Annotated in this window: 8 protein-coding genes and 2 pseudogenes; 2 read left to right on the forward strand and 8 right to left on the reverse strand. The window is 70.3% G+C overall.

The features are described 5' to 3' along the window. Window positions 1-215: 215 nt before the first annotated feature. Window positions 216-1,055 (forward strand): annotated as a pseudogene (locus ACFIF2_RS35370) (IS5 family transposase). Between the two features lie 22 nt (window positions 1,056-1,077). Next, window positions 1,078-1,206, forward strand: a pseudogene (locus ACFIF2_RS35375) (IS110 family transposase); the annotation flags it as partial. A gap of 379 nt (window positions 1,207-1,585) precedes the next feature. On the opposite strand, the gene thrS reads toward ACFIF2_RS35375, so the two are convergent. The 8 genes from thrS to ACFIF2_RS35415 all read right to left on the reverse strand — a co-directional run. Beyond that, window positions 1,586-3,613, reverse strand: a complete 2,028-nt coding sequence (gene thrS / locus ACFIF2_RS35380; protein ID WP_395577397.1) for a threonine--tRNA ligase — start codon at window positions 3,611-3,613, stop codon at window positions 1,586-1,588. A gap of 79 nt (window positions 3,614-3,692) precedes the next feature. Continuing rightward, window positions 3,693-4,439, reverse strand: coding sequence for a fumarylacetoacetate hydrolase family protein (locus tag ACFIF2_RS35385; RefSeq protein WP_395577398.1), 747 nt, complete (start codon window positions 4,437-4,439; stop codon window positions 3,693-3,695). 13 nt (window positions 4,440-4,452) lie between these two features. Further along, a complete protein-coding gene (locus ACFIF2_RS35390; RefSeq protein ID WP_395577399.1) occupies window positions 4,453-5,370 on the reverse strand; it encodes a TIGR03619 family F420-dependent LLM class oxidoreductase in 918 nt (305 codons plus the stop codon). Between the two features lie 4 nt (window positions 5,371-5,374). Continuing rightward, window positions 5,375-7,045 (reverse strand): GH3 auxin-responsive promoter family protein, encoded by a 1,671-nt coding sequence (locus ACFIF2_RS35395; RefSeq protein ID WP_395577400.1) that lies wholly within the window; start codon window positions 7,043-7,045, stop codon window positions 5,375-5,377. 39 nt (window positions 7,046-7,084) lie between these two features. Next, complete coding sequence (locus ACFIF2_RS35400; RefSeq protein ID WP_395577401.1) at window positions 7,085-8,077, reverse strand: zinc-binding dehydrogenase; 993 nt, start codon at window positions 8,075-8,077, stop codon at window positions 7,085-7,087. Then, a complete protein-coding gene (locus ACFIF2_RS35405; protein ID WP_395577402.1) occupies window positions 8,074-9,438 on the reverse strand; it encodes an aspartate aminotransferase family protein in 1,365 nt (454 codons plus the stop codon). Before ACFIF2_RS35405 ends, ACFIF2_RS35400 begins: the two co-directional genes overlap by 4 nt. Before the next feature lie 91 nt (window positions 9,439-9,529). Continuing rightward, the gene (locus ACFIF2_RS35410) at window positions 9,530-10,720 is read right to left on the reverse strand and encodes a cytochrome P450 (protein ID WP_395577403.1); all 1,191 of its coding nucleotides are present in this window, start codon (window positions 10,718-10,720) and stop codon (window positions 9,530-9,532) included. A gap of 82 nt (window positions 10,721-10,802) precedes the next feature. Beyond that, the coding region (locus ACFIF2_RS35415) for a type I polyketide synthase (protein WP_395577404.1) at window positions 10,803-13,367 on the reverse strand (2,565 nt) is incomplete at its 5' end.

Below are 13,367 nucleotides of genomic sequence, written 5' to 3' on the forward strand. Positions count from 1 at the left end.
AAGAGCGTTTTGTCCCGGCAAGATTGTTTGGTGGCCCTTAGGTCGCGGACCGCCGTGGGGTCGTTGAGACGCCAGGGTCCTGCGAAGGCTGTGTGATTACAGAGGCGAGACCCCGGCCCGTTTCGATGTACTCGCTCCTGTCTGATCCCAACGCGCCCCTGGTTGACGCCGTTTGCGCCCTGGGCCGGTGCCGCTCCTGACGCTACTACCGAAACATGACGCGACAGCGCCCGTATCCCAGCGACCTGTCCGACGCCCGCTGGGAGTTGATCGGTCCCACGCTCACCGCCTGGCGGGCCGAGCGCAGGGGCAAGGGCCTGGACATTGGCCGTCCACCCGAGCACGACCTGCGCCGCATCATGGACGCCATCCTCTACGTCGACCGCACCGGCATCCCATGGCGGTACCTGCCGCACGACTTCGCCCCCTGGGAAACCGTCTACGGCTACTTCGCCGCATGGCAGAAGGAAGGTGTCTTCGACCGGCTCAACGGCCTGCTGCGGCGCCTGGTCCGTCAGGCCGAGGGGCGGGACGCCGAACCAAGTGCCTGTGTGCTGGACGCGCAGAGCATCGAGACCTCCGCCAACGTGCCCGCAGCTGGCCAGGGCATCGACGCAGGCAAGAAGATTGCAGGTCGTAAGCGTCACCTCGGGGTCGACGCCCTCGGGCTGCTCCTGGCCGTCTGGGTGAGCGCGGCCAGCGTCTCCGACAATGCCGGCGGCATCCACCTGCTCTCCCAGATCGCCGGCACAAGCCCCCAGGTGACCAAGGCATGGGCCGACACCGGATAGCGCACGAAGGTGATCGACCACGGCGCCCGCCTCGGCATCGACGTCGAAGTCGTCCAGCGCAACCCTGGAACCAAAGGCTTCAAGGTGATTCCCCGGCGATGGGTGGTCGAGCGGACCTTCGGCTGGCTCATGCACCACCGCCGACTGGCCCGCGACTACGAAACCCACGCCCACCGGTCCGAAGCCATGATTCACATCGCGATGATCGACCTCATAAGCCGACGACTCACCCGCGAATCGACCCCGAACTGGCGCGATACCTGAACCTCAAACCAAACAACCTTGCCGGGACAAAACGCTCTTTCAGGCCCTCCTCCGCCTCGCCCGCCAACGCATCAGCGTCCTGTTCGCCATGCTCCGCGACGGCACCTTCTACGAACCCCGGACACCGAAGGACGTCGAGCTCGCCGCATAACCCCAGCAACACCGAACCACCCCAGACCCGACAGGGATGCCTTGCCGAAAGACATAGAGGCCCCCCCGCCTGACGGCACCGGACCCGGCGGAGCCAAACCCTGCCCCGCGCCTCCCCAAAAGGGCACTACACACATACGCAGCGCGCGGTGGTGCGAGTCAGCGGGATACGCAGGAGACAGGGGCAGGCGACAAACAGAGGACCCCGGCGGCCGGGCCGGGGGCCTGTGTTGTGGGCGTGCCGCACTGAGGGTCAGTGACTGCCGGCGAGCTTGCCGTGAAGGTCGGCGCCGGGGTCGTTCAGGCCGGTGCTCTCCACCGTCTTGCCGCACTGCTTGTGACGGCGGGGCGAAATCCTGCCGGGCCCCTACGGCCGTGGGTCAGGCCTTGGATTCCGGGCGGATGTGACCGGCGCTGTCGAGGCTCTTGGTCCTGATGAGTCCAGTGACATGGGCCACGAACTCCTCCAGGGACATCGGGGTCTCCTTGCCGGAGCGATCGCGCACGGTCACGGTGCGCTGTTCAGCCTCCCGCCTGCCGACCACCACGACGAGCGGGATCTTCCGGGTGATGGCCGCGCGTACCTTGGCGTTCAGTCGGCCGTCGCCGGCGTCGACGTCGGCACGCACGTCCGCGTCCAGCAGTATGCCGCAGACTTCCTCAGCGTAGTCCGTGAGTTCCTCCACGATCGGAATGATCCGGACCTGCTCCGGCGCCAGCCACACAGGGAAGGCGCCTGCGAAGTGCTCGGTGAGATAGGCGGTGAAGCGCTCGTGCGAGCCGAGCGGGGCGCGGTGGATCACCACGACGGGCTTCTCGGTGCCGTCGGAGTCGTGGTACGTCAGCCCGAAACGCTGCGGGGTGTACAGGTCGACCTGGTTGGTGGAGGCGGCGAATTCCTTGCCGGTGACGGCTCGGATCATGAAGTCGACCTTCGGGCCGTAGTGCGCGGCACCGCCCAGGTCGATCTCGAAGGGGATGTCGGACTCTTCCATGGCCTCCCGGGTGATCCGCTCGGCCTCCTCCCACATCTGCTCGTCGTCGTGGTACTTGTCCTTGTTCGCCGAGTCACGCAGCGCGAGCACCATGTAGAAGTCGCTAATCCCCAGAGTGCGGTAGTAGTCCGCGTGCATGCGCATGACTTCCAGGAACTGGTCCTTGGCCTGGTCCGCCGTGCAGTAGATGTGCGCGTCGTTCTGGCTGAATCCGCGCGTACGCATCATGCCGTGCAGCTGACCGCTGCGCTCGAAGCGGTACACCGTGCCGTATTCGGCGACCTTGTAGGGCAGATCGCGATAGCTGTGCGGGCGCGCCTTGTACACCATGTGGTGGTGCGGGCAATTCATCGGCTTGAGATAGTACTTCTCGCCGTCAATGTCAATCGGCGCGTACAGATCCTCTGCGTAGTAAGGCAGATGGCCTGAGAGGTAGTACAGGTCTTCCTGGGTGATGTGCGGGGTGACGACGCGCTGGTAGCCGAGCTTGCGTTCGGTCTTGCGGGCCCAGTCCTCGAGTTCGTCGCGGATGATCGCGCCGTTGGGCAGCCACAGCGGCAGGCCGCGGCCGATCTCCTTGCTGAACGCGAACAGATCGAGTTCCTCGCCGATGCGGCGGTGGTCACGCTTGGCGGCCTCCTCCAGGGCGGCGAGATGGGCCTTGAGCGCGTCGCGGGTCGGCCAGGCCGTGCCGTAGATGCGCTGCAGCTGGCGGTTTTTCTCGCTGCCGCGCCAGTAGGCTGCCGCGTTGCGCAGCAGCTTGAACGCCGGGATCAGGCGGGTCGACGGCAGGTGCGGGCCTCGGCAGAGGTCGGACCAGCACACATCTCCGGTTTTCGCGTCGAGGTTGTCGTAGATCGTCAGGTCGCTCCCGCCGGCCTCCATGGCCTCGGCGGCGTCCACGTCGCCCTTGAGGTCCACAAGTTCGAGCTTGTACGGCTCCTTGGCAAGCTCGGCACGGGCCGCTTCCCGGTCGGGGAACTCGCGGCGACAGAAGCGCTGGCCGGACTTGATGATCTCCTTCATGCGCTGCTCGACGCGCTCGAGGTCGTCCGGCTGGAAGGGGCGCTCCACGTCGAAGTCGTAGTAGAAGCCGTTCTCGATCGGCGGGCCGATACCGAGCCTGGCCTCCGGCCAGAGCTGCTGGACCGCCTGGGCCAGTACGTGTGCCGTGGAGTGGCGCAGCACCGTGAGGCCGTCCTCGCTGGACAACGCGACGGCCTCGACCTCGACGTCGGACTCGGGGGTCCAGTCGAGGTCACGCAGGGCGCCGGACGGGTCTCGCACCACGACGATCGCGTTGGGGCCATTGCGCGGCAGCTTTGCCGCGGTGACCGCGTCGGCGCACGTCGTCCCAGCCGGGACCACCACGACTGCGCGTTCGGTTTCGGCGGTGGGACGGATTACAGACACTGAATCTCTCCTCGGGGATCGGCGCAGCTCGAAGCGCCGCAGGCGGGCCCGTGTTGCTCGTGCGAGTGTAGTCAGTGAACTACGCGGCCACGCCGATCGGATTGGCGAGCGAACCGATCCCGTCAATCTCGACGACGACCTCGTCACCCGGCCGCAGGACGCCGGCACCCGCTGGTGTGCCGGTGAGGATCACGTCTCCGGGCAGCAGCGTCATCAGTGAGCTGCAACGGGACACGAGGGCGCGGACATTTCTGATCATTTCCTTGGTGGAGCCGTCCTGGCGCAGCGTGCCGTTCACGGTCGTGCGCAGGACGAGGTCGGCGGGGTCGATATCGGTGCGGATCCACGGCCCCAGCGGGCAGAACGTGTCGAAGCTCTTCGCCTTGGTCCAGTGGCCCTTCGGTTCCCCGACGTCCCAGGCGGTGACGTCGTTGGCGCAGGTGTAGCCGAACACGGCCTGGTCTGCGGTGTCTTCGGGAACGTCTTTGCAGCGGCGCCCGATCACCACGGCGAGTTCTCCCTCGTAGCGGACCTCCTTGGCCTCAGCCGGCAGCAGGACGGCGCTCGCGGGGCCGACGACGGAGGTAGACGGCTTCATGAAGACCACCAGGTCCGGTGTGACGATATCGCCGTAATTGCGTCCTGCGACCAGCACTTTGCTGGGTTCGACCGGTGCGAGTAGGCGGACCTCGGCCAGCGGCCTGGTTTCGCCGGTCGGCCGGATTTCGTCGTAGGGAGAACTGGACAGGAGGTGGATCAGCCCTGCGTCTGTGTCGACGCGGGCGTACGTTCGGTCGTCTCCGACAGCAACGCGCGCGATCAGCACTGTTCTCGTCCTCTCACCAGGTTGCGGGGGCCAGTTCATGCAGCAGCGAGTCGACGCGGTGTCGCACGTCGCCGGTCGGCGCGTCCGGTGAGCCGATCTCGGGGTCGAAATTGGGGTCCAGGAAGATCTCGGTCAGGCCGGTGTCGGCGAGCGCGGCGAGATCGGCCCGGATCGTGTCCGCGGTGCCGGTCAGCGGCGGCTCGTCGGGGGCCGGCCGGGTCCGCAGCCGTACCGGGGCGCGGCAGACGAATTGCAGGGCCGCGGGGTCGCGTCCGGCTCGCTCAGCGCTGTCGCGTACGACGGTGATGGCGTCGCGGATGGCGGCCGGGCCGGCCTTGCTGCTCGCGATCCAGCCGTCGCACAGGCGGCCGGCGCGGCGCAGTGCGGCGGGCGCGGCGCCGCCTAGGAGCAGCGGCGGGTGCGGGGACTGGGCGGGCCTCGGGTCGAACCGGGCGGGCGGGACCCGGTAGAAGGGGCCGTCGTGTTCCACCATGGTCTGCTCGCCCCACAGGGCGCGCAGACAGGCGAGGAAGTCATCGGCGCGACGGCCGAGCCCGGTGGGGGGCACGCCGGCGGCGGCGTACTCCTCGGCGGCCCAGCCGTTGCCGAGGCCCACGTCGAGTCGGCCGCCGGAGAGCAGGTCGAGGGTAGTGAGCTGCTTGGCCAGCACCGCGGGGGTGTGCAGCGGCATGATCAGGACGGCGACACCGAGCCGAATCCCGGTGGTGTGCGCGGCCAGGAACGCCAGGGTAGTCAGGGGGTCGTGGACGCTGCGGTTGGCCTCGCCCCAGGAGTCGTCGGGCGCGCCGAGGACGCGTTGGTAGGTCCAGAGTGAGGCGTATCCGAGCTGTTCGGCGGTGCGGGCGACGTGCACGGCGGTGTCCGGGGTGGCCCAGGGGCCGGACATGGGTGCGGCGAATCCGATGCGCATGCCGTCACGTCCCCGGGCGGGCGCGGACGAGGTCGAGGTCGCGCAGGGTGTCGAGGAACGCCGAGTCCTTCTGCAGCCAGTGGTGCTTGATCTGGGCACCGGCGGTGCCCTGGCGGAACCGTCGTTCGGCGATCTGGCCGAAGGCGCCGGGCACCAGGGGCAGGATCTGCAGGGGCCGCAGTCGTCCGCTGCGGCGCTTCTCGGCGTATTCCACGTTGACTTCCTGAAGGGTCGCGTCGATGCGGCGGGCGGTGTCCTGCACGTTCAACGTGCCATGGACGTCGGTCCACTCGATGGCGACGAGGTAGTGGGGCGGGGTGTCCCAGACCGGGATGCCGGAAAAGTGCGGGTGGTCGGTGCGCTCGCTGCCGAGGACCCGCATCACGGCGGTGTGCACATCGGATTCGGTGAGCTTCTCGCCGGTGAAGGAGGACTGGAATCCCGCGCGTCCCAGGAACTCCAGCCGTGGTGTGGCGCCGACCGCGCCGACGACGCGGTACACGTCGCCCACATCGTAGCGGTAGAGACCGTTGGCCTGGCTCATGACGAGCCGGTAGTCGGTGCCGGGTTCGAGTTCGTCGTAGCCGAGGGTGGGGGTGTCCTCGGGCAGGGGGCTGCCGTCGTCCAGGTCCTGCCACGGGACGAATTCGAAGTGCCCCTGGTCGACGGCGAGCGGCCCCGCCGAGAGGTGGTCGTCGACGGGCAGCGTGACGATTCCCTCGGTGCCCGTGGTGCTGAACGGCAGTGTCGCCACGCCGGTCGCGAGCCGGGACAGCCAGGACCGGTACAGCGCCGCGGAGGCGGAGTTCCAGCAGACGAGCAGACGCAGGCCGGGCCACAGGTCGGTGAGCAGCGGACGGCCTTCGGTGCGGTCGAAGGCGTCGGCGAGGCGGCGGACGAGGTCCGGGCGGGCTGCCCGGTCCGAGCCGTGGCCGTCGTGCAGGTCCCGTATCAGGCGTTCGGCGTTCTCCTTCAGTGTCTCGGCGAGCAGGACGATCTTGGAGGGGTTCACCGAGACGATCAGTCTCAGGTCGTGGGCGGCCAGCCGCAGCAGCTTGTCGTAGAGCAGGTCGGCCATGGTAGCGGCCCCGGCGTCACGGGTGAACCACCTCGCGTGGCGCCACGGCGGGTTCCAGTCGTCGGGGTCATCCGACACGGGGCGCTCGGTGATGCTGTAGACGGGGAATCCGCGCAGTCGGTGACGGATGGGGCCAGGCTCCCAGGACAGGTCGAGGACCTCGTCGCCGGTGAGCCGGTCCGTGCCGATCTGCTCGAAGTAGAGCCCCCACTGCGCGTACAGAGCCGGTCCGCGGTAGACGCGGCGCCAGTGGTCGGTGGTGGGCACCAGTTTCGCGCGGCCGGTCGATCCTGAGGTACGCAGGAAGGCGCGGGGGTCGTCGGTGGTGAGCACGCGGCGTTCGCCGGAGAGCTGCCGCTCGACGTAGGGGGCCAGTTCGTCGTAGGTGCGGATGGGTACGGCACGCCGCCACTCCTGGCGGGTGCGGACCTGGGCGAGGCCGTGTTCGCGGCCGAAGCCGGTGTCTCGTGACACCGAGAGGATGTCGCAGAACACGCGCTCCGCGGTCTCCTCGGGCTGGGCGCATATCTTGCGCTGCATGGCGAGCGCGTTCTGTGTCCGTTGCAGGAATGCTGCGGATGTGGTGTTGCCGGTCACGCTGTTTCCCCCTGGGATCGAGCCGGGACAGGAGTGAGTTCACGCCGTGCGGATCACGACCTTCCCGAACGCCCGGCGCTCCTCGAGCTCGGCGACCGCCTCGGGGGCGCGGGAGAGTGGGAAGTCGGCGTGCACCACCGGTTCCAGGGCGTCGGTGGCCACGAGGTCGAGAAGCGTGTGCAGGTCGTCGCGGTGCCACGCGTTGGAGCCGAGGATGTCCAGCTGACGCGACCACACGTAGCGCAGGTCGGTGGTCGCCTCGTACCCGGTGGTCGCGCCGCAGGTGACGATGCGGCCGCCGGAGCGCGCCGAGCGCAGGGAGACGGGCCAGGTGTCCTTGCCCTGGTAGTCGACGACCAGGTCGGCGCCGCCGTCGGTGAGTTCGCGGACCCGGCGCCGTACGTCCTCGGTGCCGGTGTCGATCGTGTCGGTCACGCCGAGTTCGCGCAGCCGGGCGAGCTTGGCCGGTGATCCAGAGCAGGCGATGACCCGGGCCCCGGCGCGCAGGGCGAGCTGGGCGCAGGCGACGCCGACGCCGCCGGTCGCGCCGAACAGCAGCACGCTCTCGCCGGGGTGCAGCCGGGCGCGGCTGAAGAGCATGCGCTGGGCCGTGCCGTAGGAGATGGGCAGTGCGGCGTAGCGTGCCGGGTCGGCGTCCTGCTCGGGCACGGGGAGCGCGTTGTGGGCGGGTGCCACGACGTACTCGGCGAGCCCGCCCCAGTAGTGCTCGCCGAGGATGCCGCGCCCGATCATCGGGTCGAGCAGCACACGGCTGCCGAGCAGTCGCTCCCCCGCCTCGTCGGTGGCCTGCTCGACGACGCCGACGACGTCGCCGCCGGAGACGTGCGGGAGTTCCAGCCGTACGCCCGGAAGCCCGTTGCGCACGTGGATGTCGAGGTGGTTCAGGGCGCAGGCCTCGACGCGTACGGCGATCCATCCGGGCGGGGGTGACGGCCGTTCGACCCGGTCCAGGGTCAGCCGCTCGGGGCCGCCCCAGGCACGGATGACGGCCGCCCGCATCAGCCCTTTCACTCTTCGGTCACCTCTCGGATGGCCGTGTACAGGGTGCCGGTGAGGAAGCGCAGGTCGTCGGGGCTCATCGACGGCGAGGGCAGCATGGTGATCACGTCTCCGGGGACCGCGTTGACCAGCACGCCGTTGTCCCTGGCCAGGGTGCAGATGCGGTCGACGACGCGCTCCTGGGGCGGGTAGGGGGCGCGGGTCTCCCGGTCGGCCACCAGCTCGACGCCGGCGATGAGGCCGAGCTGCCGGACGTCTCCGACGTGGGTGAGCGCGCGGAAGGGTTCCAGTGCGGTGGTGAGCACGTCGGCGAGCGCGTTGGCCCGGGCCGGCACGTCCTCCTTCTCGAACAGGTCGAGGCTGGCCAGGGCGACGGCCGCGCCGAGCGCGTATCCGGAGTAGGTGCTGCCGCTGAGGAAGACGCTCTCGCGGAAGGCCTCGAAGATCTCCTCCGTGGCCAGGGTGGCCGACAGCGGCAGATAGCCGCCGGTCAGCGCCTTGCCCACCGTCATCAGATCCGGTGTGACGCCCTCGGCCTCGCAGGAGAACGTCGGGCCGGTGCGGGCCCAGCCGGTGAGGACCTCGTCGACGATGAGGAGCACTCCGTGCCTGCGGGTGATCTCCGCGACCTTCGCGAGGTGTCCCTCCGGGGCGGTGATCACTCCGGCGAGGGCCTGCACCCGCGGCTCGACGATGACCGCGGCGATCCGGCCCTTCTCCCGGGTGAGGAGGTTCTCCAGCGAATCGGTGCACTCCAGCCCGCAGTCGCTGTCCGACGACTGGCCGACGGGGCACCGGTAGCAGTGGGGCTGGTGGAAGGAGAGGGAGGGGAACAGCAGCGGCTCGTAGGTCTTGCGGATCATGTCGACCTGTTCGCCGTTGGTGCCGCGCAGGCTGACCGTGCCGAGGGTCTCGCCGTGGTAACCGCCCTCCATGGACACGAAGGTGGATCGCTGCGGTTCGCCCTTCGCGACCCAGTAGGCGTAGGCAGCCTTGAGAGCCGTCTCCACTGCGGTCGATCCGGACTCGGCGAAAAACACGCGCTGGAGCCCGGCCGGCGCCATCGATGCCAGGCGGGCGGCGAGTTCCACCGCCGCCGGGTGCGAGACGCGGTACAGCGTGGTCTCACCGGCCTTGCGCGCCTGGGCGACCAGGGCCTCGACTATCTCGCTGCGGCCGTGGCCGTGCAGGTTCATGCCCATCGACGAGCGGCCGTCGAGGTAGCGCTTACCGTCTGCGTCGATCAGCCAGCAGCCCTCGGCGCGTTCGACGACGAGCTGGTCACGGGCCATCCACTCGGCCATCGGCGTCCACGGGTACCACATGTGCTCTCGGTCGAGCTTGCGCAGCCGGTCGACGTCGGTCTTCTCCACGGGGAACCTCTCTGCGGGTGTTGACGGTGGTGGTGCCCCGCCGCGGACCGGGCCGTGCTGCCCGGTCCGCGGCGGGGGCCGATGGTGGCTGTTACCAGGTGACGCGCAGCTGGCGCGGCCCATAGGACAGGGCGTCACCGCGGAAGGGGATGTCCTCCTTGGCGATGTCCAGGCGCAGGCCGGGCAGCCGCTCGGCGACGGCCCGCAGCGCGATCTCCAGCTGGACCCGGACGAGGTGCTTGCCCAGGCACTGGTGCGGTCCGTGGCTGAAGGCCAGGTGGTTGCCGGCCGAGCGGCGGATGTCGAGCCGGTTCGGCTCGGCGTGCACCTTCGGGTCGCGGTTGCTGGTGTCGAGGAGCACGATGACGGCGTCGCCCTCCTTGATCGTGTGCCCCTCGTACTCGATGTCGGCGGCCGCGACCCGCTTGGTGGCCCGGGCGATGGTGTAGTAGCGGAGCATCTCGTCGATCGCACCCGGCCACAGGTGCGGCTCGGCCCGCAGCTCCTCGGCCACGTCCGGGAACTCCGCGAGGGCCAGCACGCCGAGGCCCAGCATGTTGGCCGACGGCTCGTGCCCGGCGACCAGCAGGAACATCGCGTTGTCGACCAGGTCGGCGTCGCTGAGCTCGATCTCCTTGGACGCCTTCGCCTTGACGATCATCCTGCTGAGCAGGTCGTCGCCCGGCTTGCGGGTGCGCTGCTGCATGACGCTGTCGACGTAGCGGCGCAGTTCGACGACGGCTTCGAGGTTCTCCTCGCCACGGTCCATCTCGATGATCTGCTCGGTGCGCTTCTGGAAGTACTCGCAGTCCTCCTCCGGAATGTCCAGCACCTTGCAGATGGTGCGGGTGGCGACCGGGAAGGCGAACGACTCGATCATCTCGGCGGGCGGGCCCTTGCGGACCACCTCGTCGACGATCTCGCCGAAGACCTCCTCGAAGTACGGCCGGACCTCCTCGGCGTGCCGGGGGGTGAAGTCCTCCGCGACCATGCGGCGGGCCACGTCGTGCTCCGGCGAGTCCATGTTGAACAGGTGGCGGCTGAACTGGCCCCGCTCCTTCTGGAGGGCCTCCCGCTGCGAGAAGGGCGGCGTCTTCGCCGGGTTGTTGCTGATTCGGCGGTCGGCGAGCAGGGTGCGCACGGCGTCGTGGCTGGCCGCGAGCCAGGCCGGACGGCCGTCCTCCATGGTGAAGGGGCAGACGCCGCCGCTCTCCTTGAGGAGTTCGAGGTGCTCGGCGGGCGGGGTGTCGGGCACGGACCGGCGGACGGGGAAGGAAGGCATGAGGACGAACTCCGTTTCGAGGAGAGGAAAAGGAACGGACAGGTACGGGACAGGGCGGGATGCCGCTGTCGGTGACGAGTCGTCAGTCTCGGGTTCTCTCGGGGCGGCGGACGGCCGTGCCGAGCCAGTCGTGCACGGTGTCGGCGGTGCGCGAGGCGTGATCCTCCATCATCGTGAAGTGGTCTCCGGGCACGTCGACGGCGGTGTGCGGCAGGTTCCAGCGGGCCTGCCACCGCCCTTCGACGGGCATACCGGTCATGGGGTCGCCGGCGCGTACGTGCAGCACCGGCACGTCGACCGGACACGGGGTCCAGTCGAAGCCGAAGTAGTGGCCCATCGCGGTGAGCCATGCCTCGCCGAAGGCGGCGCCGGTCCTGCCGTCTCGATCGCGCTGGCCCTGCTCCATGGCGCTCTGGATACGGGCCATCACCTCCGTCTCGTCGGGGGCGTAGGTGTCGACGAGCACGACGGCCGCGGGCGGCCGGCCGAGCTCGGCGAGTCGGGCGGCCAGCGCCTGTGCGGCGAGCCCCCCGGCCGAGTAGCCGAGCAGCACGGGCCGGTCGTGCCCGGCCATGGCCCGCGCATGCGTGTCGAGCAGGGTGTCGAGGCCCGCGGGCAGGGGCTGCCCGGGTACGAACCCGGGCTGGCGCAGGACGAAGACGTCCCGCCGTCCCCGCAGGGCCGCGGCGAACCGCAGGAACTTGTGCGGGTCGGCCTTGCCGAGGTGTGAGGGGATGCAGAACAGAGGCGGCTCGTCCCCGCCGGAGGTGAGCCGCAGAGGCGGCAGCTCCAGCTCGGCCGGGTCACGGTAGGCGGGCCGGAAGGCGGCGGCCGCGGTGAGTACGTCGATGAACTCCAGCCGCCGTCCGTGCCGGTCCGCCTCCTGCCACAGCTCACCGAGACCGCTTCCGCCGCCCGCCCCCGGGACAGCGGCACTCCCGGGCGCCGGTGCGGCACCGGGCCCGACTGGCCGGTCCGCCATCCGCTCGCGCAGGTGCGCGGCGAGCCCGGCGGGGGTGCGCTGCTCCAGGGTGAGCGTCGCGGGAAGCGTCAGACCGGTGCGCGAGGCGAGCCTGTTACGCAGTTCGATCGACGTCAGCGAGTCGAAGCCGAGGGCGAGGAACTCCTGATCGGCACCGATCCGCGCCGGATCGGCGTAACGCAGTACGACGGCGATCTCCTCCCGGACCACCTCCAGCAGCACCGCGGACTGCTCCTCGGCAGGACGCCCCGCCAACCGGGCGAGCAGGTCCGGGCGTTGTTCGAGAGGAGGCTCCGTCGGCCTGGCCGCACGCACCTCGGGAAGCTCGTCGAGCAGGCGCTGCGTCGAGCCGGCGGCCAGCCGCGCCCAGTCCGCGTCGGCCACCACCAGCGGCCCGTGGCCCCGGCCGAGGGCCCGTACGGCCTGCTCCGGCGGCAGCGGGGTGAGACCGCTGCGACGGAGCCGGTCGGCGACCTCCTCCTGCGCTGCGGCCATGCCGTCGCCCTCCCACGGCCCCCACGCCAGCGAGGCCGCGGGCAGCCCCTGCGCAGTGCGGTGTGCGGCTAGGGCGTCCAAGTAGGCGTTGGCAGCGGCGTAGTTGGCCTGCCCTGCCCCGCCGAGGACTCCGGCGAGGGAGGAGAACAGCACGAAGGCGTCCAGCTCCCTGTCCCGGGTCAGCTCATGCAGGTTCCTGGCGCCGAGCAGCTTGGGCCGCAGCACCCGCTCGACCTGGGCGGGCGTCAGCGAGGTGAGCAGTCCGTCGTCAACGACCCCGGCCGTGTGCACGACGGCGCTGGGCCGGTGTGCGTCCAGGAGCATGCGTACGGAATCCCGATCGGCGACGTCGCAGCGCACGACGGTCGCCTTCACCCCCGCGGCGACCAGGTCGGCGCGCAGCGCCTCGGCGCCGTCACCGTCGGGCCCCCGGCGCCCGGCCAGCACGAGGTGCTCGGCCCCCTCCTCCGCCAGCCACCGCGCGACGTGTCCGGCGAGCGCGCCAGTCCCGCCGGTGACCAGCACGGTGCCGCGCGGCGTCCACCGGCGGTCGCCGGTACGGGCACGGACCAGCCGCCGGGCGAACACCCCGGCCTGCCGGACCGCGGTCTCCTGCTCACTGCGGTCGAGCAGCCGGGCGCACAGCCGGCGCCCGGCCTGCTCCGTGAGGTCGGCGGGCAGGTCGATGCACGCGGCCCCCAGTTCGGGCCGCTCCGCGGCTGCCGCCCGGGCCAGCCCCCAGAGCGTCGCCTGCTCGGGGTTCGGCACGGTGTCGGACCTACCGACGGCCACGGCTCCGCTGGTGACGATCCACAAGGGTGCGGCGGACCCGGCGGCGGCCAGGTCCCGCACCAGCCGCAGGGTCGCGTCAAGGCCGCCGTCGCCGTCGGCGCCCGGGCCCAGCAGAGAGACGACTCCGGCCAGCTCGGAGTCGGCATCGTGCGGGACACGAGCGGCCTCGACGACGGTGGCACCGTGCCGGGTCAGCGCGTTCGCGACGGCATCGGCGAGCGGGCGGGGCCCTTCGTCGGGACGGACGAGCAGCCAGGTACCGGCCAGGGCGGGCGCCGGTTCTTCGTCCACCAGCGGCACCCAGTCGATGCGGTGCGTCCAGCCGTCGAGGGGCTCGCGAAGGGCGTCTTCGACAGTGGGCCGGACGGCGCGTTCCAT

The sequence above is a fragment of the Streptomyces sp. BK79 genome (assembly GCF_044142145.1).
Classification (GTDB): domain Bacteria; phylum Actinomycetota; class Actinomycetes; order Streptomycetales; family Streptomycetaceae; genus Streptomyces.